At 65.4% G+C, this 22618-nt stretch carries 22 protein-coding genes and 1 pseudogene; 8 read left to right on the plus strand and 15 right to left on the minus strand.

Features of this window, described 5'->3' with window-relative positions:
* The 7 genes from ABW137_RS35760 to ABW137_RS35790 all read right to left on the minus strand — a co-directional run.
* A partial coding sequence (locus tag ABW137_RS35760) for an AMP-binding protein (protein WP_526407693.1) occupies positions 1–250 on the minus strand: 250 nt, incomplete at its 3' end.
* Between the two features lie 377 nt (positions 251–627).
* Positions 628–1857 carry a PucR family transcriptional regulator gene (locus tag ABW137_RS35765; RefSeq protein ID WP_526407695.1) on the minus strand — a complete coding sequence of 410 codons (1230 nt, stop codon included), beginning with the start codon at positions 1855–1857 and terminating at the stop codon, positions 628–630.
* Positions 1858–2031: 174 nt separating this feature from the next.
* Complete coding sequence (locus ABW137_RS35770; protein ID WP_526407697.1) at positions 2032–2442, minus strand: SDR family NAD(P)-dependent oxidoreductase; 411 nt, start codon at positions 2440–2442, stop codon at positions 2032–2034.
* On the minus strand, positions 2439–3803 hold the full coding sequence (locus ABW137_RS35775; RefSeq protein ID WP_526407699.1) for an MFS transporter: 1365 nt from the start codon (positions 3801–3803) through the stop codon (positions 2439–2441). The genes ABW137_RS35770 and ABW137_RS35775 overlap by 4 nt, the downstream gene beginning before the upstream one ends.
* A 39-nt stretch (positions 3804–3842) precedes the next feature.
* Positions 3843–4823, minus strand: a complete 981-nt coding sequence (locus ABW137_RS35780) for a quinone oxidoreductase family protein (protein ID WP_526407701.1) — start codon at positions 4821–4823, stop codon at positions 3843–3845.
* Positions 4820–5401: a VOC family protein gene (locus ABW137_RS35785; protein WP_526407703.1), complete on the minus strand. Its 582-nt coding sequence runs from the start codon at positions 5399–5401 to the stop codon at positions 4820–4822. Before ABW137_RS35785 ends, ABW137_RS35780 begins: the two co-directional genes overlap by 4 nt.
* The gene (locus ABW137_RS35790) at positions 5398–5868 is read right to left on the minus strand and encodes a nuclear transport factor 2 family protein (RefSeq protein ID WP_526407705.1); all 471 of its coding nucleotides are present in this window, start codon (positions 5866–5868) and stop codon (positions 5398–5400) included. Before ABW137_RS35790 ends, ABW137_RS35785 begins: the two co-directional genes overlap by 4 nt.
* A gap of 159 nt (positions 5869–6027) precedes the next feature.
* On the opposite strand from ABW137_RS35790, the gene ABW137_RS35795 reads away from it, so the two are divergent.
* The 3 genes from ABW137_RS35795 to ABW137_RS35805 all read left to right on the plus strand — a co-directional run bounded on the left by ABW137_RS35795 (position 6028) and on the right by ABW137_RS35805 (position 8910).
* Entirely contained in the window at positions 6028–6999 is a 972-nt protein-coding gene (locus ABW137_RS35795) for an NADPH:quinone reductase (RefSeq protein ID WP_526407707.1), read from the plus strand.
* Positions 7000–7056: 57 nt separating this feature from the next.
* Positions 7057–7554, plus strand: a complete 498-nt coding sequence (locus ABW137_RS35800) for a 2,4'-dihydroxyacetophenone dioxygenase family protein (RefSeq protein ID WP_526407709.1) — start codon at positions 7057–7059, stop codon at positions 7552–7554.
* A 315-nt stretch (positions 7555–7869) separates the two neighbouring features.
* Positions 7870–8910, plus strand: coding sequence for a zinc-dependent alcohol dehydrogenase (locus ABW137_RS35805; RefSeq protein ID WP_526407711.1), 1041 nt, complete (start codon positions 7870–7872; stop codon positions 8908–8910).
* Between the two features lie 100 nt (positions 8911–9010).
* Here the strand turns inward: ABW137_RS35805 and ABW137_RS35810 are convergent, their stop codons facing one another.
* Together ABW137_RS35810 and ABW137_RS35815 are read right to left on the minus strand one after the other, a co-directional pair.
* Entirely contained in the window at positions 9011–9211 is a 201-nt protein-coding gene (locus ABW137_RS35810; protein WP_526407713.1) for a hypothetical protein, read from the minus strand.
* 16 nt (positions 9212–9227) lie between these two features.
* Entirely contained in the window at positions 9228–9878 is a 651-nt protein-coding gene (locus ABW137_RS35815) for an RNA polymerase sigma factor (RefSeq protein ID WP_526407715.1), read from the minus strand.
* A 1662-nt stretch (positions 9879–11540) separates the two neighbouring features.
* Here ABW137_RS35815 and ABW137_RS35820 point away from each other — a divergent pair.
* Positions 11541–12173, plus strand: coding sequence for a DJ-1/PfpI family protein (locus tag ABW137_RS35820; protein ID WP_526407717.1), 633 nt, complete (start codon positions 11541–11543; stop codon positions 12171–12173).
* On the plus strand, positions 12173–13477 hold the full coding sequence (locus ABW137_RS35825; RefSeq protein WP_526407719.1) for an MFS transporter: 1305 nt from the start codon (positions 12173–12175) through the stop codon (positions 13475–13477). The genes ABW137_RS35820 and ABW137_RS35825 overlap by 1 nt, the downstream gene beginning before the upstream one ends.
* 4 nt (positions 13478–13481) lie before the next feature.
* On the opposite strand, the gene ABW137_RS35830 is transcribed toward ABW137_RS35825, so the two are convergent.
* The 3 genes and pseudogenes from ABW137_RS35830 to ABW137_RS35840 form a co-directional block, all read right to left on the minus strand.
* Positions 13482–14486 (minus strand): GlxA family transcriptional regulator, encoded by a 1005-nt coding sequence (locus tag ABW137_RS35830; protein ID WP_526407721.1) that lies wholly within the window; start codon positions 14484–14486, stop codon positions 13482–13484.
* 27 nt (positions 14487–14513) lie between these two features.
* Positions 14514–15180: pseudogene (locus tag ABW137_RS35835) on the minus strand (hypothetical protein).
* A 47-nt stretch (positions 15181–15227) separates the two neighbouring features.
* A complete protein-coding gene (locus ABW137_RS35840; RefSeq protein ID WP_526407723.1) occupies positions 15228–16181 on the minus strand; it encodes a PhzF family protein in 954 nt (317 codons plus the stop codon).
* A 520-nt stretch (positions 16182–16701) separates the two neighbouring features.
* Here ABW137_RS35840 and ABW137_RS35845 point away from each other — a divergent pair.
* On the plus strand, positions 16702–17334 hold the full coding sequence (locus ABW137_RS35845) for a DJ-1/PfpI family protein (protein WP_526407725.1): 633 nt from the start codon (positions 16702–16704) through the stop codon (positions 17332–17334).
* A 209-nt stretch (positions 17335–17543) separates the two neighbouring features.
* Positions 17544–18875, plus strand: a complete 1332-nt coding sequence (locus ABW137_RS35850) for an MFS transporter (protein ID WP_526407727.1) — start codon at positions 17544–17546, stop codon at positions 18873–18875.
* A gap of 117 nt (positions 18876–18992) precedes the next feature.
* On the opposite strand, the gene ABW137_RS35855 is transcribed toward ABW137_RS35850, so the two are convergent.
* On the minus strand, positions 18993–19358 hold the full coding sequence (locus tag ABW137_RS35855; RefSeq protein WP_526407729.1) for a DUF1330 domain-containing protein: 366 nt from the start codon (positions 19356–19358) through the stop codon (positions 18993–18995).
* Positions 19359–19441: 83 nt separating this feature from the next.
* The gene (locus ABW137_RS35860) at positions 19442–20518 is read right to left on the minus strand and encodes a DUF2855 family protein (protein WP_526407730.1); all 1077 of its coding nucleotides are present in this window, start codon (positions 20516–20518) and stop codon (positions 19442–19444) included.
* Between the two features lie 63 nt (positions 20519–20581).
* Here ABW137_RS35860 and ABW137_RS35865 point away from each other — a divergent pair, with 63 nt between their 5' ends.
* A complete protein-coding gene (locus ABW137_RS35865; RefSeq protein WP_526407732.1) occupies positions 20582–21190 on the plus strand; it encodes a TetR/AcrR family transcriptional regulator in 609 nt (202 codons plus the stop codon).
* Between the two features lie 278 nt (positions 21191–21468).
* On the opposite strand, the gene ABW137_RS35870 is transcribed toward ABW137_RS35865, so the two are convergent.
* On the minus strand, positions 21469–22521 hold the full coding sequence (locus ABW137_RS35870; RefSeq protein WP_526407734.1) for a Glu/Leu/Phe/Val dehydrogenase dimerization domain-containing protein: 1053 nt from the start codon (positions 22519–22521) through the stop codon (positions 21469–21471).
* Positions 22522–22618: the final 97 nt, after the last annotated feature.

A 22618-nucleotide genomic window follows, 5' to 3' on the forward strand; every position in this document is an offset into this window, starting at 1 on the left:
TCGACGGGTTCAGCGGTACCCACACCATCCCCGCCCGCCAACTGGCGAGCACGCAGATCCACGCCTCGGGGTGGTTGGGAGACAGCACCGCGACCTTGGTGCCGTGCGGCAGGGCTGCGGTCAGTCCGTGGGCGATGCGGCAGGACAGGTCGTAGGACTCGGAGTAGGTCCAGCGGCGACCGTCCATGACGTAGGCGGCGCCTTCGGGATTCTGCCGCCAGCCGCGGTCGAAGAACTCGGTGATCCTCATCGTGACTCCCGACGGTGGGCAACACTGGTCATCACTCGATCGTCGGCGCAAAGAGTGGGCTGCGACACGGTGGCCGCTCCAACGGTGCGGCCCCCGCCTTTGGAGTCCCCTCCAATCAAGGCCGTTGGAGGCCTCGACGGCCGGCCTGGAGCGTCGGCAGTCGGTCCCCGCGCCCGCCCACCCGCCGCCGCGGTGCCGGGCGAGGCCGCGGGTGCGCTCGGCGGGCGGGATCGAGGCTGTTCAAGATTTGAAGGCAGCAGATTTCTAGAGCGAAGGAAAGCGGCCATGCCACTGGCTTTGGCGGACAATCCTGCATTCGAACGAGCCCGGGCGAATGGGTCCGGGGGCGTTCGCCGTTGCCCCACATCGGTGAAAAGTCACAGTGTGGGGTCGTGCACATCGGCGGTGATCAGCCAGATCACGTCGAGGAGGGTCGTTACGGAGTCCAGATCCGCCCCGGTGACCGCGGCGAACCGCGCCAGCCGGTAGCGCAAGGTGTTCTGGTGAACCACGAGCGTGGCTGCGGCCCGCGCGACGTGGCGGTCCGCTTCGACATAAACGCGCACACTTTGCCAGATCAACTCGCCGAACTCACCCAGCTCGACCAGCGGCGCGCGGTATCGTCGCCGCAGGAGCGAGGTCACGGCGTCGTCGCGGTCCACAGCGAGTTGCCAACCGATGTCACCGATGGACCGCTGGCCGCGAACACCCCGGCGCCACATCCAGTCGTGCACCCGCTGCGCCACCTCGAAGGAGCCGGCAAGCTCGGACAGTTCCACGCGGGGGCCCAGGCCGATGGTGGCCTCCAACCCCGGAATCTCGACGGATGTGGACACCACCCCGATGCACGATCCGGCGTCGATGCCAACCACATCGGTCGATCGGGCTTCCAGGCGCCGCCGCAAGACTTCCAGCGAGACACCTGGCGCAGGCGTCGCCTTAATCGCACAGTAGGCCACCTCGGTATCCACACCGAAGGTGGTGACCCGTTCGTCGAGCACTGCCGGGCTCAGCCGCCCGGTGAGCAGCTGACGGAGGAAGGCGGATCGCAGGTGAGAGTCTTGCAGGGCGTCACTCAGCCGTTGCCGTTGAAACAGCTCGGTGACCGTGTCGGTTAGGGCATCGCTGAGACCCCAGAGAATCTGGGTGGATCGGAGCAACTCCGTGGGTTCCACCCCCCGCGCCGTCGCGATCTCGACGAACCGCTGCTGCAGCACCCCGATCGAGACGCGCAGACCCTGCAGCAGCTCCTGGACCCGGATGCCCTGTCCAATGCGCTCGTCCACACGAACGGCGAGGGCCTCGACATCGCGTTCGGTGACGATCGGGTAGCCGGCGAGTAGGGAGTCGCAGACGGCGTCGAGGTTCATCCGCGCCGACGCCTCGAAGGCACTGCGCGGGACGATCTCGTAGCCGGGCCTGGCGCGGGAGAGGGTCCTGTCGACCACCACGTTGACGTCCTCCGCGAGAGCGACGACGCTCTCCAGGAACGCCTTGCTCGCGGTGTACCCGCCGGTCTCCTCGCTGCCCACCACACCCCCACGCCGTCGTCGGAGCCCTTGTTGTAACAGGTTCCACGGTTGGCCGAGGTAATCTACGTCAGACAAGTCCACGCCGTCATCGATGTGTCCTTCCGCGTCGGGCTAATGGTCGCTCCGCCCGCCGCTGATGTCGAAGACGGCGCCCACGCTGTAGGAGCATGCGAGTGAGGACAACCACGCAATCGCTCGGCGACCTCCTCGACGTGCATCAGCCGTCCCACGGGCGCGAGCGCGATGCTCTCATCGAACGTCCGAGGCCGCGAGTTCGGATCCTAGGCTCTTGGTCAGGGAGATGAGGGCGGCCTTGGACGCGCCGTATTGAGCTGTGTGTGGACGGGCCTCCTTGCCCGCGATCGAGGCGACGTTGAAGACCCGCCCCCAGCCGTTGCTCCGCATCTTCGGGACGAATGCGCGCACGCAGAGCAGCGCACCCGTCAGATTGACCGCCAGCGCGCGGTGCCAGTCCCCGAGAGGGAGGTCGAGCATGGACCCGCCGGTCGGGAACAGGGCCTTCTCGGCAGCAGCGAGCGCTCCGCCGTCGAGGTCCCGCAGCGATACCGCGGAGTCGTTGGCCAGCAGACGCTCGCCCGTCGCCAGGCCGACACCCCGCGCCCCACCGGTTGTGACGGCGCGGCACCGTGGTGTGGTCATCGGCGGTCGCCGCCGTCGGCGCCCGAGCCGACCACCCTCTGTTCGAGGTCGCCGGTTCGGGTGGGGCCGGTGCCGTGTCGACCGGTGCGATGGACGAGGGCAGCGGCGGACACACCGGAGAACAGGATGATGACGGTGACCATGATTCCCAGTGCGGTCGTGCCCCAGGCTCTGACGACGAGGGTGGCGGCGAAGGGGGTGAAGCCACCGATGACGTTGCCCAACTGCATGGCCAGCGACAACCCCGAGTAGCTGACCGCGGGGTCGAAGGACTCCGACAGCATCGAGGGAAAGGCCCCGGTGAGGACTGCCCACCCGATTCCGTAGAACAGGACGTAGGCGCCGATCACGAATCCGGCTGTCCCGCGGTCGATCATCGGCAGGAGCAGAAGTGCCATCACCGCGATCACCAGGACGCCGGTGGCGTGCACGGGGAGCCTGCCGATCCGGTCGGACAGGGCGCCGGCTGCCGGTATGAGGGCCAGGTGCAAAGCACTGGCGGCCAGCAGACCAATCAGCGGCAGCGTACTCGGCACCCCCGCCAACTTGGCGAAGGAAAGGCTGTAGGCAATGGCGAGGTAGGCGGAGACGGCGACGCCGACCTGGACACCGATGGCAAGGAGCAGCTCCACCGGGTGGGTGCGGACGAGCTCGATGATCGGAGACCGCGCTACCTGACGGGTTGCCTTGAGCCGCTCGAACTCCGGGCTCTCGGCGACGGTGCGCCGGATCACGATCCCGACGATCACCAGGATCCCGCCAGCCCAGAACGGGACCCGCCAGCCCCACTCCAACAGGGCTTCCTCCCCCATCTGGCCGGCCGCGAGAAAGGCCAGGTTGCCCAGGATCAGGCCCAATGACAAGCCGGTGCCGGGCAGTGCCGAGTACAGTCCGCGGCGCTGCGGGCTCGCATGCTCGGCAACCATCAGGATGGCGCCGCTCTGTTCCCCGCCGTAGGCAAACCCCTGGACCAGCCGGAGCCCGACTAGAAACGTTGCGCCCCAGTACCCAATGGAGTCGTACCCGGGCAGACACCCGATGAGAACGGTCGACAGCCCCATCATCACCACGGTCACCACCAAGATCCTCTTGCGGCCCATACGATCTCCGAGGTGGCCGAAGACGATGCCTCCTAGCGGGCGGGCGAGGAATCCGACGCCGAAGGTCGCAAAGGATGCCAGGACTCCCACGGCCGGGTCGGTGGAGGGGAAGAACACCGGGCCGAAGACCAGCGCCGCGGCGAGGCCATAGATGGCGAAGTCGTAGTACTCCAACGTCGTCCCGGCCGCGCCGGCAATCGCCGCGCGCCGCATCTTCGGGCGCGAACGTTCCTGTGCCGGGTCGTGTGCAAGTGAGGTCATGCCATGCTCCTGGTCGATGTGGGTGGTAGGACCGGGGGTTCAGCGGGGCCGGTCGACCCGGATGACGACCTTGCCGACGACACTGCCGGTCGCCAGCAGGCCCTGGGCCTCCTCGGTCTGCTCCCAGGAGAGGACCCGGTCGATGGTCGGGCGCAGGGGCTCGAGGTCGAGTTCGCAGACGCCCGCGAACATGGCGGCCAGCTCGTCGGCGCTGCGCGTGCGGAAGGTGACTCCGCGCAGCGTTAGCCGTTTGCGCGAGAAGGCTTCGAGGTCGGCGGTGGTCTCGGTGCCCGCCACCCGCCCGACGTTGACGATCCTGCCCTTGATCGCCGTTGCGGCGACGATGTCGGGGAAGTACTCGCCGCCGACGTGGTCGATGGTCACGTCGACACCCCCACCGCCCGTCGCGGCGAGCACCTCCTCGGCGAAGCCGCGCCCGGTGCCGTGGAGGACCAGATCCGCGCCGAGATCGCGCAAGACCTCGTCGGCACGGTCCGATCGGGCCAATGCGATCACGGTGCCGGCCCCGAGACTGCGGGCCAATTGCACGCCCTGGAGACCGATCCCCGACGTGGCACCGGTGACGAGCACGTTCTCGCCCGGGGTGAACTCGCCTGCCGCCATGAGCGCATCGCACTCGGTGAGCAGCCCGATGACCGCGGCGGCGCCGTCCTCGTAGGTCCACCCATCGGGGATGGGGACGACGAGGCGGGCGTCGGCGACCACCTGCTCCGCGAGCCCACCCGGCAGCATGGTCATCACGCGGTCGCCGACGTGGATGTCGTCGACGCCGCGTCCTACCTCGACCACCTCGCCCGCGGCATCGAGACCCGCGATCCAGGCCGTCCCCTCCGCGGGCGGGGTGCCGTAGCCGCCCGTGCGCACGAATTGGTCCACGTAGTTGACGGAGCCCGCGTGGACGGCGATCCGGACACTCGCCGCGTCGAGTTGGGGGGCGGGGGCATCGCCGACCGCGAGCGACGTCCCGGAGGCGTCCCTGGTGATTAGTACCGCTCTCATCGTGCTCCTCCGTTATTCAGGCGATCGAGTTGCGCTCGCAGGTCGGCGACATCGCGGACCGGCTCGGCGCCGTCCCAGTCCACGGACGCGCGGGCGATGGCATCGAACAGAGCCTGCTTCTCCCTGCCCATCTCGGAAACTTCGATCATCGAGCCGTGATGGGCGCCGCTCTCGAGGTAGGAGAACCGGTCGTCCGGTCCGCCGCGGCCGGAGCGACCGGCTTGGATCTCGACATAGCCGCGCGAGAGCGCCGTCGCCAACAGCTCGTCGTACTGTTCGGTCCAGTAGGCGACGTGGTGCAGGCCCTCCCCTACCGCCTCGATGAACGGGCGATAGGCCGACGGCCGCTCGCAGTGCTGCTGGATCAGCTCGATCTGGACCGGTCCGTGTTGCCCCAGCGCGATGCTGACCCGGGGGCACTCGCTGGGCCTCCCGCGGAACGTGTTGTCCGTGACGTCGGCGTTCTCGATGAAGTAGAAGGGGCCCGCCCCTGGGCCATCGATCCAGTGCCTCATCGCCGCGTGAACGTCGGGGACGACGAAGCCGAGTTGGCGGATGGTGCCGAAGCTTGTGTTCACGAGTCCGACCCGCCACTCTCGCCGAGGGGCCGGACGACTCGTCGCTCGATCCTCCACGTGCCCGTGGGATCGCGCCGAACTGAGTCGACGAACTCTCCGAAGGAGAATCGTCCCCCCGAGCGGAAGGTGATCACCTTGGACCGGCAGGTGCCGGTGTCGGGCCCGGTGGCGTGCACCGACACCGTGGAGGTGTGGTGGCTGACCGCTGGATCCGTCATGCCCTCCAGCATCTTGACCAGCGCGTCGCGCCCCTCGATGAGCAGGGCTCCCGTCCTCTCGTAGACGAAGTCTTCGGTCAAGACCTCGGGCAGCTGGGTCGCGTGGTTACCGCTGTCGAACGCAAAGGAGACGTCCGCGATGAGGTGATGGAGGGCGAGCACCTCATCGTCGGAGAGGGTGCGATGGTCGGAGAGGGCTGGGTGTTCGGAGTGAGTAGGGCCCCCTCGGTGGGCATCTGTCTGAGCCATGGTCTGAGTTCTCCTCGCCGTGCTGAGCGACATGCGCGTATCTACCGTGTCGTAACTCACTCTTCCGCCACAGCGGCGGACGGGGTATGTCCTCCACGCCAACCTGGCCGCCCGCTTGTTGGAGCCGCCTCCAACGAGCTTTCTGCCATCGTTGGCGGGGTGAAAGCCGTCATCTACCGCAGCACCGGTGCCGCCGACGACGTGCTCGAGGTCGTCGAGCTGCCCGTACCGGAGCCCGGGCCCGGCCAGGTCCGTGTCGCGATCACCGCCTCGGCCATCAACCCGACCGACTGGAAGCAACGCGCTGGCATCACCCGCGGCGAGCCCGAGGGCTTCCAGGTGCCGCACCACGACGGGGTGGGACGGATCGACGCGATCGGCACCGACGTTCGGGGTCTCGCCGTGGGCCAACGGGTGTGGCTCTACCTCGCCGCCGCCGACAACCGCTACGGGACCGCGGCACAGTATGCGGTGGTCCCAGCCGATCGCGCGGTTCCCCTGCCCGACCACGCCTCCGATGAGCTCGGGGCGTGTCTCGGCGTCCCGGCCTTGACGGCGGCGCACTGTCTGGGAAGCGGTTCCGAGGCGCTCCGCGGGAAGACAGTCCTCGTCGCGGGCGGTGCGGGCGCGGTGGGGCACTACGCGATCGAGCTCGCCAAGTACGCCGGGGCCCGCGTGGTGACGACGGTCAGCTCGACGGCCAAGGCCGAATTGGCGCGCGCCGCAGGCGCCGACATCGTGGTCGACTACACCACCGGGGACGTGGCCGACCGCATTCTGAACTCGGTCGGTCGGGTCGATCGCATTATCGAGGTGGCGCTGGCCGCGAACATCGGTCTCGACGTGGCCGTCGCGGCAGACAACGCAGAGATCGCGGTTTACGCGGTGGAGGCCGACGATCCACGCCTGCCCGTCGCCCCCCTGGCCACCGCGAACGTCACCATCAAATTTGTTCTTCTGTACACGATTTCGGAAGTCGATCGCGCAGCTGCGATCTCGTGGACGTGCGCAGCAGTGGAGGCCGGGGCCCTGACCGCGCTTCCGATCACCGAATACGGCCTCGACGACGCGGCCGCAGCTCAATCCGCGGTCGAGGCAGGCGCGGTCGGCAAGGTCGTCCTCCGTCCGTAACGGAGAAGTAGCGAGACAAAAAGCGGCACAACGCATCACACCATCAAGGAGAAACTCATGATGAATTCACCCACGATCACCGTCTCGACAGACATCCCGCTGGAGATCGCCGTCGATGCCATCCCCGACGACGACCGCGTCTGGGTACCCCAGGCCCCAGGCGTCTTCTTCCGCCCGCTGTTCATCAACACCATCACGGGTCAGTGGTGCAATCTGCTGAAAGTCACACGATCGGGTTTCCTGTCGCGCCATCGCCACCCCGGGATCGTCGTCGGCTACGTGATCAAAGGCGAGTGGAAGTACGACGAGCACGAATGGACCGCTCGCGAGGGCGGATTCGTCTACGAGCCACCAGGCGAGATTCACACGCTGCGTGTACCGGAGGACTGCACGGAGATGATCACCTTCTTCAACATCACCGGGGCCATGATCTACCTCGATGACGACGGGCGTCAGATCGGCTACGAGGATGCGTTCACGAAGCTCGAGATGTGCCGTAGGCACTACGCGCAGAACGGTCTCGGCGCCGACTACGCAGACCAATTCCGGCGCTGATTTCAGCCTCGCGACGACAGCCTGGGCGGCCCGAAAGCACAACGCCCAGGTGAATGCACTCTAAGTCGATCAGCTTCGGACCCTCCTGTCGTCGTCCGCCACGGCGCATACTCGGCAGCGGCAGCAGCGCCGTTCCGTCACAGCAGCGGGTCAGCACGCACGTCGCTCATCGGGCAACAGACGTTCGGGGGCGCTGCGGTCCTTGATCTCGGCTGCGCGGGCGGGCCCCGAGGGACGGTGGCGATCGGCCTGTAACCCAGTCGGGCCACCACGGGAGAGCGGAAAGTGATGAACGACATGATGGGACGTACACCAATGCAGGCGGCAGTCTGGCTTGGCGCCGACGTCGTCGCGGTGCGGAAAACTGACCTACCGGCCACGCCGTCAGGATGGGCCCGAGTTCACGTCGAATATGCCGGAATATGTGGAACGGATCTGGCCATCTTCGCGGGTAAACACCCTCGCGCAGCCACCCCGTTGATTCTCGGCCATGAGATCGTCGGGACAGTGGTCCAGGACGTCCCAAACGGTCCGCTCATCGGTTCGCGCGTCACCATCGATCCGCTTATCTCCTGTCACGAGTGCCGAGCATGTCGAGATGGCGCTCCGCACGTCTGCCGTGAACTCAAGTTCTTCGGCATCGACGCACCCGGCGGCCTGGCGGACTACATCGACGTCCCCGCCAACCGCTTGATCCAAGTTCCCCTGGACGTCCCGGCAAAGCGCGCGGCCTGGGCGGAACCCCTCGCGGTCGCGGTGCACGCGGTGGTGCGTGCCGACATGGCCTCTCGCGCCAGCGTGTTGATCTTCGGCGCCGGTCCCATTGGTCTTCTCGTCGCGCTGGTCGCGCGCCACTCGGGAGCCGGTCGTGTGACACTGGTCGAGCCGAACCCGATCCGCCAAGACGTCGCCGCCAAACTCGGATTCGAGACCGCACCGCCCGGGACGGACAGTGTCGCGTGGTTTCGTTCCACCAACGACGGCGAGGGCGCCGACGTCGTGTTCGATACCGCCGGCCACCCGAGCGTGGCGGCCATCCTCCCCAGCGCGGTGCGCGAAACCGGCACCGTGGTCATGGTTGCGGTGTACAAAGAGACCCCGCTGTTCGATCTACGAGCCGTGTGCTTTGGCGAACACACCGTGGTCGGCGCACGCGTCTACACGCGCAAGGACTTTCAGCGGGCCGTCAACCTTCTGGCGGGCGATCCCCTTGGCCTCGACTCCATACCCACCACGGTGATTCCGCTGAGATCGGTTCGGCAAGCCTTCGCCCTCGCAACCTCAGCCAAGGCCCCGATGAAGGTCTTCCTGCAGCCTGACGATGGCGGCATGGAAACGGCCACGAGGTATGGATGAACCCACGACCGTGGCCACGAAGTTTCCGCGGGTGACTTGAGGCAGGCGAGGTGAGAGTTCGGCGAGGATCTCCTCGCCGATCCGGTCCGGCAGTTGGTGACTACTCCGCGTCTTCCCGGATTCGACGCGAGCGTTTCCCAAACTCGTTGAGCAGGAGTGCCTGTCGATCGACGACGAGTTCGGCCGCGGCCCGAGCGACCTCGATGATCTGATCCGCAAGGGCGTCGGCCCCGTTCCGAAAGGCGTGATCGCGCAACCACGATCCGGTCGGTGCACCCCACCCGTTCACTTGCACACTCACCGACCGGTCGCATTGCTCACGCGGTCTCCCGTTGGGTCAGAATCTCACGGAGCGTCTTGCGGCCTCGATGCAGACGTGATCCGACCGTACCGACCGGTATGTTCAAGATCTCCGCGATCTCAGTGTTCCGATAGCCCTCGACGTCAGCGTAGAAGACCGTCTCACGCAGGTCGTCTGGCAAACTCCTGAGCGCGATCACGGCGGCATCCGGCAGCGCGGCCAGCACCTCCACCTCGGCCGACTGTCGAACGCATGACGGTCGCGAGCCCACGGCGACCAACCGCTCTTCGGCCAAACTGCCGCTGAGCTGCTCGGATGGCCTGCGCTGCGCGCTCCGATAGGAATCCACCCAGGTGTTCACCATGATTCGGTGCAGCCATGCCTTGAGGTTGGAGCCCTCGCGGAACGAACCGAAAGACAGGTACGCCTTGAGAATCGTCTCTTGGACCAAATCTTCGACGTCGACCCGTTGGGCGCACAGATTCCACGCCTGCCTGAGCAGATGATCGGTCATCGGGATCACGGCCTCCACAAAACGTGATGTTTGCGAGCTAGGTTTTATTCCCGCTAGTGTGCCTTCTCCGTCTCCGTGCGGCAGGCCCCGCTCGAAGACCAAGTATTCCTCCTGCGGCGGTGCAGATGTGGCACTGACGCGGGGCGAAGACATGAATTAAATTCCTTCTCTACTAAGTGTTTTGACGACGGAACTTGGTATCAGCCAAGGATCTTCATCTGTCACGAACACTAAGCCGAAATCTTGGATCCCGCATCCGCCTACACCCGACACACGCTGCTTCTGGCGCAAAACGGGTGCCGAATCGTGTTTGCTGTTGTTCGCCGGCAGCCATGTTTAGCAACGGGGTCCGCGGGCCGCGCGAACGCGATCTCTCCGCGACCGCGCACACCCATCCGCCGACCGATGGCGCGTTGCCATCGCGACGCTCACCGCGCGGCGCGCGCCCACGCCCTCCACTGCCCGTCTGGACGACCCGCTAAAGGTTCGACCCTGCACAAACGCTCAAGGTTGCGTTTCGCCACGTCGACGGAACCCATAGTCACACTTCAGGACTGGTGAAGTAGAGCTTGGGCGCACCCCATCGACCAGCTAGAGACCGTGGTTCGACAGCACCCGCATGCGGGTGCCCGGCGACCGCGCTCGGCCCCCAAAGGAAATGACCGCAGCGTAAGGCGCCGCGCAGGGAGTTTACTGACTATGAGCATATGTTCATGGCCATCTGGAATCGGCATCCCGCCGCACGCGCGTGCTGACGGCCAGATTGCGCCTCTCAGCAAATGCACAGCAAGACAGCTGCACACTCGAAGACCGAAGTTTCGGCTCAGAGCGAATTCATTGTCTCTCAGGTCCGTCGCTCTGGATATCCGACGCGTCGGTGTCACGCCTGAGTCGAATTAAGCGGCCCGGCCGCCGGTGTGCGTGCAGCCGATCACCCCGTGCGGCTGCTCGTCGTCGGCATGCGACAAGCTCCGATCAGCTTCCACCCACGATGGTGACAAGCGCGGTATCGCCCTGTAAAAGGCTTGTGCACAACACTATTCGATGACCTATCGGATGATCGAGAACCCGCAGATCTCTTCACGCTTACCGCCATTCATCAGTGCGGAGTCCAGTTGTCGCCAACACGCGACTCAACGGCCCGGGCTTGATTTCACAGATGCGAAGTCGTCGTAGCGAATTGGCGTCGACCGCGTCCATGAAACTTCGGACCATCACGTTGAGAACATATTTGGCGACACATGCCGGCATAGCTCAGTTGGTCCTTCGGACTCCGGTTCGCCGCAGCGACGTTGACTTCGATCGCGATCCACCGGGGGAATATGGCGAATCCCCATTTGCTCCACGGTGGTCTCGCGAACCATGGCGGCACAGAAGCAATCCGAAATCGATGACGTCGCGACGACCGGTGACGCGCGTGCCGGCTACATCCGCCAGCTTCAGACGTCCTGAGATGGCAGTTTGCTTGATGTGGCCGTGAATTGGAGATTCGCACAACCAGAGCCCTTGCCCCCAATTAGCGTGCGGCTCGGCGAGAACCCTCCCCCCGCCACGAGGAGAGCGGTGGCCCGTGACGCGATTGTCTGCTTTTTCGTCGTTGTCCGGATCTGTGGCCCATGCCATAGTCCATTTAGTTCGATCTCGATATACCACCAGTTCGCGGCGACGACAGCGTCTGGACGCCGCGCGGCGCCGACGGCCCAACCCAGATTCGCTGTCGAAGACGACGTGGGCACGCCCGCCGTTGAGGGTGCCTAGCCGCCGCGTCATGCCCGCTCGTCTTGGCTTCGGGCTTGAGAAGTAAGGAGCATTGAGATGCAAATTGCCATCGTCCTGTACCCCGGCTTCACCGCGCTCGACGTCGTGGGGCCATACGAGGTGTTCAGCCGACTCCCGGGTGCCGAGATCGTCTTCGTCGCCGAAGATCCCGGCTTGGTCACCAACGATCACGGCAATCTGTCCATCAACGCCGTCGCGGACTTGGACACCATCTCTACGCCCGACATGATCGTCATCGGCGGTGGGCCTGGTCAGATGAAGCAAATGGACGACGGAAAGCTGCACCGGTGGCTCCGTTCCGTGGACCGCACGACGACGTGGACCATGTCGGTCTGCACCGGATCCCTCATCCTCGCTTCGGCAGGCCTCCTCAAAGGACGCCGTGCGACGACGTACTGGCTTGCACTCGACCAACTCGCCGACTACGGCGCCATCCCCACCGACGAACGCGTGGTCATCGACGGCAAGTACGCCATCGGTGCCGGCGTGTCCGCGGGCATCGACGCGGCACTCACGCTGGTCGGGCTCATTGCAGGTGAGCACGTTGCCCAGGCGGCCCAGCTGATCATCGAGTACGACCCCCAGCCGCCGTTCTCCGCGGGCGCGGTCGCCAAGGCCCCGAGCGCCGTGGTCGAGGACGTCAAGAAGATGCTCGCTGGGAGCGTGTGATGACCGCCGCCGCTGAAACCGGCCGCATTCAGCGGCGGACGATCGCGACCCTGGTCACCGCCCAGGCCGTCGGCGGCCTCGACATCACCATCGTCGTCGCCACCGCATCGTTGCTGGCCACTGCGATCTCCGACTCCGAACGCCAATCCGGCCTGGTCCAGACCTCTCTCGTGCTCGGCTCGGCCGTCGGGGCATACCTCCTCGCCCGCGTGATGGCCAGGCGCGGTCGCCGTATCGGACTCGCGCTCGGGTACCTACTCGGAGCCCTGGGTGCCGTGCTGTCCGTCGGCGCGGGAATCGTCGGGTCGATGCCACTTCTGCTCGTCGGCGCCGCCATGATCGGGGGGACCGCTGCGGCCAACAACAGCGCGCGCTACGCCGCCACCGACCTGGCCTCTCCAGAGACGAGAGCGCGCGCCCTTTCGGTCGTGGTGTGGGCAAGCACGGTGGGCGCTGTGGTGGGCCCGAGCCTGCTCGGTCCCTCCTCCGACCTCGCACTGGCGCTCGGAATTCCCGAGCTCACCGGTCCGTTCGTGGTCGCCGCCATCGGGATGGGTATCGCAGCACTCGTAGTGTGGTCGTCGATGCGCCCGGATCCGCTGTTCCTGGCGCGGCAACTGGCAGGCAAACCGGAGCAGGCCGAAGTCACCGGCACGTCGTGGGGTCGGGTCTGGGCCGCCCTGCGTGAGCGCCCGACGCTCCGCGCCGCAATGCTGGGGCTGTCGGGTGCTCACGCCGCGATGATCGCGGTCATGGTCATGACGCCGCTCCACATGGGCCATGGCGGCTCCGAGCTTCGCATCATCGGCCTGGTGATCAGCCTGCACGTGCTGGGAATGTTCGCCTTCTCCCCGCTGATCGGGTACCTCGCCGACAAGGTCGGGCGCGCCCCGGTGCTCCTTTCGGGGGGTGTGGTGCTGGTGCTCGCGCTGTTGGTCTGCCAGGCCGCCCCCGAGGGCAGTTCGGCGCAGGTCTTCATCGGCCTCTTCCTGCTCGGCCTGGGCTGGTCCCTGGCGACGGTGTCCGCCTCGACGCTGGTCGCCGACCACGCGCCCCTCGACGCGCGGACCGATGTGCAAGGGGCGGCCGACCTCATCATGGGTTTGGTCGGGGCCTCCGCCGGCGGGATCGCGGGTTTGGTCATGGCCTCGTTCGGCTACGCGGCTCTGTCTCTCGCCTCGCTGGTGCTGGCGCTCGTGGTCGTGTGGTCCGCGATCGCCGTGTGGCGCAACCGCGTCGGACTGGCTCCGTCGCACTCCTCAGAACCGAGGAGTGTGACGGAACCCGATCCCCTCGCTGGCTGACCTGTCAGGGGCGCTCTGCAAGGCCGGCTCGCGACGATGGTCGCGGTTGGCGCCCCATAGCATGGCGGTACTCCGACGGTGTCATGGCAAGGTGTCTGACGAAGGCACGCCGCATGGCTTCCGACGTGCCGTAGCCGCAGTCCCTCGCGACACGAGCCGCGGCGTCCTCGCCATCCTCGAGCGCACGGCACGCGGCCTCGAGGCGCACTCGGTCGACGTACTGACCGGGGCTGGTGCCGGTCTCGGACGTAAAGACCCGGGTGAAGTGCCGGGGTGACATCTGAACGCGGGCAGCGAGACCCCCCACGGAGAGATCACCGCTGAGGTGGTCCGATACCCACGTCTGTAGCTCGCGCAGCGGCGCTCGGACGGCGGATTGCGCGGCGAGCTGAGCACTCAGTTGCGGCTGACCACTGGGCCGGCGGAGGAAGACCACGAGGAGGCGAGCGATGGCTAGGGCGATGTCGCGGCCAAGGTCGTCCTCGACCAGCGCAAGCGCCAGGTCGATCCCCGCGGTGACGCCGGCCGAGGTCGCGACCTGACCGCTGAGCAGGAACACCGGCTCGGGCCGAACTTTGACCGCCGGGTACTCGGCCGCCAGCTTGTCGCAGAAGGCCCAGTGGGTAGTCGCTTCGCGGCCGTCTAGCAGGCCGGCAGCGGCCAGCACGAACGCTCCGGTGCACACCGAGACCACCCGGCTCGCTCGCGGCGCCGCGGCTCGGATCGCCTCCACCACTAGTGGGTCGGGCGACTCGGCGCCAGGGCCTCCTGGGACCACCAACGTGTCGACGGGGCCGAGCGTCGCCAGATCCACATCGGCCCCCAACTGCAACCCACCGCCCGCACGCACTGGCCGTCCACCGACCGACGCCGTGAGGACCGTGTAGGCACCGGCGGCGAGCTCGGGCCGGTTGGCACTCGTGAACACGTCGTAGGGGCCGGTCACGTCCAGCGGCTGCACACCGTCGAAGAGGACCACGACAACGGTTCGCCGTGCACCGAAGTTCATCAGCGTTCCCGCGACTGCATCGTCATGTCAGTCGGAGATGTGGACGATGAGTTTGCCAAAGTTCGCTCCTCGCAAGGGTCCAGCAAAAGAAGGATGCGTTTTCTCGAAGCCTTCCACGACATCTTCGCGGTGGCGGATGCTGCCATCGCGGATGCCCTTGCCGACCTGGGCGAGGAATTGCTCGAGTTGGTCGGCGAACTCCCGCACGACGAAGCCCGCGGATCGTCATGCTCTTGGCAAGCACGGACCACAACAACGACCCGGGTAGCGGCGGCGCCTCCTCTGTGGCGTTGCACCCCGAGACCAGTCCGCAGACCGGCACCCGAGCGAACTCGTTGAGCCGTGGGAAGACTGCGTCGAACACCGCGCCACCGACGTTCTCGAAGTAGACGTCGATCCCGTCGGGGCGTTGCACCGACGGCGCGCGCACCTCTCGACTTGGCGAGCTGACCCACCAGCGAGGCGACCGGCCCCGTCGCAGCGCCGTTGTGACGGGCGCAGTTTGGGAGTCATAGGTCTCGACACCGCTGGTTCGGCCCCGCACATAGGGATCCAGCGACAGATACCGTGCAATCACCCGAAGCTGGCCCGGAACCGGCTCGGGCACTTCGAAGATTTCCAGGCGAAAGTCTTCAGCGGTTGGCTCGCCATTTGGATATGACACCAACGCGCAGCGATGAGCGATCATGGTCATGTATTCGCACCTCCTGATGCACGGAATTAACCACTCTTCTTGAGGTTTCAGTCACCCGCGGGACGTTCGCGCGCGGCCAGTGCTCGCCCACCAACACGCACCTCACCAAACATCACCGAGACGCACCGTCCCCCGAGCTTGACCACTGGAGGGTGCCCGCTCCGACGTGCCACGTGTGTGAGCAGAGTACTTGGACGGCCCATGTCCACGCCTTGACGAATTCGCAAGCGGAGCTCGGCGCATCCCCGAATCTCGGCCAGTAGGGCAGAAACCGCCGAAGCGGCGCTGCCCGTCCCCGGATCCTCCGCTTGGAACGAGGTGAACATCCGTGCCTGAAGGTCCGTGTCGGGCTCATCCGAATCCTGCGTGTATAGATACAGCGCGTGCGCGCCGTCACGTGGAAGCACACCGACGTATGCGGACATGTCGAGGCGGGCATCACGGAGCGCATCGCGTGTAGCCAGCTCGACGACGGCGAAGGGCAAGCCAACCGATGCCACCTCCGGCAGGTGTCCGTCGACCCGGATGTCCTCGGGTGCGAGACCGAGGCACGCTGCCATTTGGGTTGCGGTGAACTGGCCTCGGCGAGTGAGCGTTTCCGGGCAGGTCAGCTCCGCTCCCGCGGGTTGACCACTCTGCCAATCGATGTCGATTGAGACCAGCCCCGCCGCCTCCTCGAACGTCATACGCCGACGAGGCTCCGCGCCGTCGGCCGCGTCTTGGCACGCCAACGCAAAGGCCGTGCCGAGATTGGGGTGGCCCGCGAAGGGCACTTCGCGCATCGGGGTGAATATGCGCACGTGAGCCGTACACGACGGGTCTGCCGGTGGCAGAACGAACGTGGTCTCGACGTAGTTGAATTCTCGTGCAATCGCCTGCATTTGTGGTGTCGTCAGCCCCCCGGCATCCAATATCACGGCAACGGGATTGCCCTCGTAGATCTGTTCAGTGAAGACGTCGACGGTCGCGTATCGGCGGGAACCGAGATTAGCGCTGGTCATCGCTGGCTACCCCAATCTTCGTTCCCACCGAATGCATTGTTCGACTTCGGCGGCTGTCGTCTTCCTGTCGCGCCCCGGCGTAGGGCGCAGCGATCCCCCGGGTGTCGTCGCCACCTACGGCAACCTCGTGAGGAGGGCTTGTCCGAGCCACTTGTCGATCGTATAGGCACATGACATAGTCCAGTAGTCCGAATAAGGCACGACTGGTCGTTCGTCACCCCGGCCGTACCGTTCGAGGACGTCGTGGGCTGCTGCAACCCTTTAGGGCCTTCACACGAACGAAAGGACGCGTGTTTCGGTGGATCAACGCGTGCAGTGTCCATGGATGGAACACAGGGCCAACCGGCGCCCCGCCGACAGCGGCGTCGCTCCCGACACGGGTTGCATCCCCCTCTTGGACAACGCAACAACGTTGTGCGACGCACGGAGACAGCGGCTCATACGCTGAGTCGTCATCTGTCCACGGCCCGTCCATCCGCTCGGCGCAACCATCCAATCCACTCCTGAGGAGAGGGACATCATGCAGATCGCGATCGTGCTATACCCCGGGTTCACCGCACTCGACGTCGTTGGACCCTATGAAGTACTCGGCCGGCTTCCGGACACGGAGGTGGTCTTCGTCGCGGAGAACCCCGGCTTGGTCCTGAACGATCTCGGCCACCTCTCGATCAACGCCGTCGCGACCCTCGAGGACGTCACCAACCCCGACATCGTCATCATCGGGGGCGGACCCGGCCAGCTAGACCAGATGGAGGACGGCAGGCTGCACGAGTGGCTGCGGGACGTCGACAAGACCTCGACGTGGACGATGTCGATCTGCACCGGTTCTCTCATCCTTGCCGCGACAGGACTTCTCAAGGGACGTCGTGCGACCACACACTGGCGTGCGCTACACCAACTCGAGGCGTTCGGCGTGACACCGTCAGACGAGCGGGTCGTGATCGACGGCAAGTACGCCATCGGCGCTGGCGTCTCCGCGGGGATCGACGCCGCCCTCACGCTGGCCGGCCTCATCGCCGGGGATCAGATGGCGCAGGCCTTGCAGCTCATCATTGAATACGATCCGCAGCCGCCATACTCGGCGGGCTCGCAAGCGACGGCACCACCTTCGGTGGTCGAGGACGTCAAGGACATGCTCAAGGACCGAATCTGACGCCCAGCGCGCATAGCAAGTAGACATCTCGTTGTTCGACCGGTGCCGAAGGATCCTTGGCCCCTGCGGCCCCAGGGGTGACTCTTCTACCACCGTCGGTCGCGACTCTCATTGTCTCGGAGATGATTTCGTCTCGGAGATGATTCCGGCCGGGGCCCGCAGATGCCCTCGTCGCCACACTCACGAATCGCCCACACCGAGGACGGATCATGACCAAGACCGCACCGAGCAAGCAAACCGAGCGCGACGCGACTCGGGTCGCGTCGATCGCCGCCATTGCTGCCAGCATCGAGTACTACGACTTCTTCATCTACGGGCTGGCTGCTGCGCTGGTCTTCCCGACGGTGTTCTTTCCGCAGGAGGGGTCGGCATCCGGAGTCTTGCTCTCCTTCGCCACCTTTGGCATCGGGTTCCTTGCCCGACCACTGGGTGGAATCATTTTCGGACACTTCGGCGACCTCGTTGGACGAAAGAAGACGCTCGTCGTTGCACTGGCGACGATGGGCGTCGCGTCCACGGCGATTGGCGTCCTACCCACCTATGCCGCCGTCGGCGTGCTGGCCCCGATCCTCTTGACCGTCCTGCGGTTCGTCCAGGGCATTGCCATAGGCGGACAAATGGGAGGCGTCGTGCTCCTGGCAGTGGAAGCGGCGCCCGCTTCCCGCCGAGGCTACTTCGGCAGCTTCTCGTCGCTGGGCGCTCCGGGCGGCGTGCTGTTGGCCAACGTCGTCTTCCTCATCACCACTGCTGCCGTCCCCGCCGACGCGCTGCTTCTGTGGGCATGGCGCCTGCCCTTCCTCATGAGCCTCGTTCTCATCGCACTCGCCATCTACATGCACCTGAAGCTCGAAGACACTCCAGCCTTCTTGCGCCTGCAACAGCATCGGGTCGATCCACAGCCAGGGCCCACCGAGGAAAAGAAGCGGTCCCCCGTCATCACCGTATTGCGCACGTACCCGCGGGAAGTCGCGCTGACCGCCGGTAGCTACATCGGCATCAACCTCACCCTGTATCTCTTCATCACCTTTGTCGTGTCCTTCGGCACCAATCACCTCGGAATGGAAAAGAGCACGCTCCTAGCGGCGATCCTCATCGGCTCCGTGGTCCAAGTTGCCGCCCTGCCCCTGGCTGGCGCGCTGTCCGACAAGGTCGGCCGAGCTCGCGTATTTCGTTGGGGTGCAGGCGGCTTGGCGGCGTTCTCCATTCCGTTTTGGTTCCTGCTCGATACCGGAAACTTCTGGCTCATCACCTTGGCGATGGTCATCGGGCTCGGACTCTTGCACAGTCTCATGTACGGCGTGCAACCCGCATTCTTCGCCGAGACGTTTTCAACGGGTGTCCGTTACTCCGGTGTGTCACTGGGGATTCAACTTGGCTCCGTCTTCGGTGGCGCCTTCGCTCCCATGGTGGCCACTGCGCTGCTCAGCGCATACGGCACCACCAGCGTCGCGATCTACATGCTGACTGGATGTCTCATCACTCTCGCCTCAGTTTCGCTGCTCGTCCGCCACAAGACCGTCGACCCGCTCGGACATCACTGACTTGGAATTGACTTGGACGTCTGGCGAACCCGACGCCCCGTCCCGACATTAGGCCTACACCGGGGCAACGCGCGCCCATCGTCCGCAGCGTCTCACCAGATCGACGAAACGGGGCGGTCAGGAGGGTGTGGTCTGCAAGGGTTGCAACACTGCCTCCGTCAGGGCCGATATCCGCAATTCGTCTGCGGCCGTGTACTCGTGGTCGGCGACGAGGTCCAGAAGCGTTTGGCGTGACGGGTATCGGACCAGGACGACGGCGTCCCATTCCTGACCGGGTTCCGCTGCGAGAGCCGTTAGTCCGTCACCGGCGAAGACGATCTCCGCTCCGTGGCGCGCGACGACTGGGCCGGCCATGTCCAGGTACTCGCGGTAGCGGTCCCGGCCGCCGTCGGGTCGGAACCGGAGGAGGTTGAGCATGACGACGGGTTGACCGTCGTCCTCGGCGATGAAGCGCTCGAAGTTGTCTGGGATCACTGTCAGCATCTTTTCTCCTAAATTAATTCTTGCGGGTGAAGTCGAAGGACGACCGCCGAAGCTAGCTTTCGCGGATGGATTCTTGCGTGCCGCTAGGGCCGGATCACGACGGCTGTCAGCGGATCGGACTTGCCGGCTGCGATCGCCCGCCAGGTGTCCTCGGCCGCGGTCAGACCATTGAGCCGGGTGACCTGCATCCACGGTGTGGCCCAGGCAACCAATTGGCGGCGCGCCGATCGATACATCGCCTCGACGAACTGTTGACCATGTTCGGCGGCGATCTCCTGTTCGCGGTCGCCGGTGTTGAATACGGTGACGCTGGACGCGCCGTCGACCTCGGGCGGCCAGGAGCGAAGATGCGTACCGCCGACGACCACGGTCGCCACGAGGCGAGCCCCCAGTCTTGCCTGGACGGCGTTCGTCACGTCGGTCGAGCCCGCCACGTCGACGTACACGGTGTCGATGGTGTCAGGCAGCTGACCGACTTCTTCATAGGTGAACACGCGGGAGTAGACGCCCATCGTCTCGACGGCGGCGCGGTTCCTGGGGCTGGTGAGACCGATCGTCTCCACGCCGCGGTCCAGGAGTAGTCGACTCAGCGACGCGGCACTTCGACTCGAGGCACTCGACACCAGGACCGACCGAGCTCCGTCGGTGGACAAGTCGTGAGCCAACAACGAGGCGAACGGATAGACGGCCAACATCACTGTGTCGACGTCGATCTCGTGATCGCTTGATGCTTGATTGGTCTCGTCGAGAGTGAGGCGCCGGTAGATCTCCAGCATGCCTGCCCGGGGTTCATCGACGGTCAGCAGCCCAGACTCAATGGGCTTGGCGCGCACCACTACATGCGTCGCCATGGGCAGATACCCGGTCAGGGTGGCACCCACCGGTGCGATCGATTCCGGAGCGGCGAGTACGCGCGCTGCTCCCCACACCGGAACCCGACCCCATCCCGGCGTCGGCGATGGGAAGGCATCCCACGACTTGAGCACGTCACCGAGAAGGGCGTACCCGAGGTTGTTCGTGGCCAGGCCGAACCGGTCGACGGCCAGCAACACCGAGTCGCTGGACTCGGGGCGGACTTCTTCGTCGATGAGGCGGAGATCTGCGAATGGATTGCTGCGACTGACTTCCAGCACGGACGTGGTGATATTCGAGCGTGTCATCACGTCAAGCATACTTGCTATCTGCATAGCATCCAAACATGATGGAGAATGGGGACGCGATGGATGGCACGACGAAGCCACGTACGCAGGTGGTTCGCCGCGCTGAGACGGAGCGACCTTCTCGAGGCGGCGCAAGATCTCATTGCCCAATCTGGGTCGCGGTCGGTGTCGACGTCGGAAGTCGCTGCGGCAGCAGGTTATAGCCGCGGCATCGTGACCCACCAGTTCGCCAACAAGAAGGAACTGTTGCGCCGGGTCGTGGAATATTCGCAGGCGCTCGTCGACGTATCCCGCGACATCACCGGGTTGGACTGGATCCTCGAACTGGTCGACAAATGTCTGTCGACCGCGGCGGAGGGGCGCACCGGGACGAGCGCGTTCCTCCTGATGGGGGGTGAGGCGGTGGCGAACGACGAACACGTACGAGATCTCTTCATCGAGCGCGACAACTGGTTTCGATCCCAGATCTCCGCCGCGGTCGAACGGGGCGTCGTGCAAGGCGGGATCCGTGATGATGCCGACGGCGACGCCTTCGCCTATCTCCTGATTGCCATATTGCGCGGATCCGTTCTCCAGCTGCTTCTCTCACCCGACGCCGGGATGATCCCGCGCCTGCGATCGGAATGCGCCACGATGGTCCGGCGTCATCTGGGACGCGCAGGAGCCCAGTGAGATGCGTCGTCATGGGTCAGGACCGCTCCACCGCGCGGACTGTCGTCGATGGCGGCCCGCAACTCATCGCCGGTGGCCGTGACGAGGTGACGCACCGGTAGACCGCGGCGCGCGAGCGCTCCGCTGGTGCGTCGTTCAGCAGCGGTGTCTCCCACGATCAAGAACATGAGCTCCAGCCCGTCACGTCGACGACGAACGTCCCACCCTCGGTTACCTGTTGGCGCACGAGCGTGCGACCACCATGAGTGGCACGACAAGGCTCACTTGGACGTCGACGATTACCTGGCGCCGGCGACGAGACGGTGTTCGACGATCTGGCGAGCTGCGGATGCGGCAGTCACGCCGTCACTGGCAGAACGATCCAAGATCGCCGTCACGGATTCACCCAGCTTCTCGACGTGCCGCTGAGCCTCGTCGAGAGAACTTCCTCTGCGCTCGGCGTCGACCTGAATGAGACCGCCGGAATTTGCGACATAGTCTGGGATCCAGACGATTCCGCGCTTGTCGAGAGTCGCCTCGACGTCATCCGTGAGCAGTTGATTGTTGGCGGCGCCGCACACGATGCCCGCGGACAACCGCTGTGCAGTGTCGTTGGTCAGGGTTGCTCCCCGCGCGCACGGTGCGTAGACGTCGATGTCGACGTCGAACAGGTCGTCGACGACGTCCACGCTCGGAAAGACGTCGTGCAGCATGTCGTGAGTCGCTTGGTGCACTTCTGTCGCATACACGTGTGCGCCCTCGTCGAGGAGCATTCCGATCAATCGGGCGCCCACCTTGCCCGCTCCCTCTACACCGACCCGAAGACCAGCGAGGGTGCGTCGTGGATGCAGCTTCTCCACCGCAGCCCGCATCGAGACGACCACGCCTAGAGCTGTGCAGCGACCGCTATCCCCGAGACCGCCCGCAGCGACGTTCTTGCCGACGGCGAAGTCGGTGACCTCACCGACGATGTCTAGATCGTCACTGCTGGTGCCGATGTCGGCTGCGGTGATGTAGGTGCCTTTCAACGAATCGACCAATCGGCCATAGGCGTGCAACAACTGAGATGTCTTGATGTTGGCCGGATCACCGATGATCACGGCCTTGCCACCACCAAGGTTCAGACCCGCGGCGGCCGCCTTGTGAGTCATCGCCGCCGCAAGTCGCTTCACGTCGGTCAGCGCATCATCGTCGTCGACATAGGGCAGAAAGCGAGTGCCCCCCAAGGCTGGCCCTAGCGTCGTGCTGTGGATCGCAACAATGGCTCGTAAGCCGGATCCCGAGTCCTCGCAGACCCGCACACGCTCGTATCCAGGGACGTCGAGATCGTAGATGTTCGATGAGTCGGTCACGGTACGATTCACGGTTAGGCCCTCGGTCTGTACGAGTGGGTTGTCGGATGACCCTGCTGATCTAGACTGCGTCGAAGCTGGGCCACGTGGACTGCGC

It is taken from the genome of Mycobacterium sp., assembly GCF_040509115.1.
Classification (GTDB): Bacteria; Actinomycetota; Actinomycetes; order Mycobacteriales; family Mycobacteriaceae; genus Mycobacterium.

Excerpts from the sequence above, each read along its gene's own strand:
- ABW137_RS35770 (WP_526407697.1), bottom strand. The coding sequence starts at position 2,442 with ATGACCACACCACGGTGCCGCGCCGTCACAACCGGTGGGGCGCGGGGT.
- ABW137_RS35800 (WP_526407709.1), top strand. The coding sequence starts at position 7,057 with ATGATGAATTCACCCACGATCACCGTCTCGACAGACATCCCGCTGGAG.
- ABW137_RS35865 (WP_526407732.1), top strand. The coding sequence starts at position 20,582 with ATGGCACGACGAAGCCACGTACGCAGGTGGTTCGCCGCGCTGAGACGG.
- ABW137_RS35805 (WP_526407711.1), top strand. The coding sequence starts at position 7,870 with ATGCAGGCGGCAGTCTGGCTTGGCGCCGACGTCGTCGCGGTGCGGAAA.
- ABW137_RS35830 (WP_526407721.1), bottom strand. The coding sequence starts at position 14,486 with ATGAACTTCGGTGCACGGCGAACCGTTGTCGTGGTCCTCTTCGACGGT.
- ABW137_RS35850 (WP_526407727.1), top strand. The coding sequence starts at position 17,544 with ATGACCAAGACCGCACCGAGCAAGCAAACCGAGCGCGACGCGACTCGG.
- ABW137_RS35815 (WP_526407715.1), bottom strand. The coding sequence starts at position 9,878 with ATGTCTTCGCCCCGCGTCAGTGCCACATCTGCACCGCCGCAGGAGGAA.
- ABW137_RS35825 (WP_526407719.1), top strand. The coding sequence starts at position 12,173 with ATGACCGCCGCCGCTGAAACCGGCCGCATTCAGCGGCGGACGATCGCG.
- ABW137_RS35790 (WP_526407705.1), bottom strand. The coding sequence starts at position 5,868 with ATGGCTCAGACAGATGCCCACCGAGGGGGCCCTACTCACTCCGAACAC.
- ABW137_RS35780 (WP_526407701.1), bottom strand. The coding sequence starts at position 4,823 with ATGAGAGCGGTACTAATCACCAGGGACGCCTCCGGGACGTCGCTCGCG.
- ABW137_RS35820 (WP_526407717.1), top strand. The coding sequence starts at position 11,541 with ATGCAAATTGCCATCGTCCTGTACCCCGGCTTCACCGCGCTCGACGTC.
- ABW137_RS35860 (WP_526407730.1), bottom strand. The coding sequence starts at position 20,518 with ATGACACGCTCGAATATCACCACGTCCGTGCTGGAAGTCAGTCGCAGC.
- ABW137_RS35855 (WP_526407729.1), bottom strand. The coding sequence starts at position 19,358 with ATGCTGACAGTGATCCCAGACAACTTCGAGCGCTTCATCGCCGAGGAC.
- ABW137_RS35775 (WP_526407699.1), bottom strand. The coding sequence starts at position 3,803 with ATGACCTCACTTGCACACGACCCGGCACAGGAACGTTCGCGCCCGAAG.
- ABW137_RS35840 (WP_526407723.1), bottom strand. The coding sequence starts at position 16,181 with ATGACCAGCGCTAATCTCGGTTCCCGCCGATACGCGACCGTCGACGTC.
- ABW137_RS35845 (WP_526407725.1), top strand. The coding sequence starts at position 16,702 with ATGCAGATCGCGATCGTGCTATACCCCGGGTTCACCGCACTCGACGTC.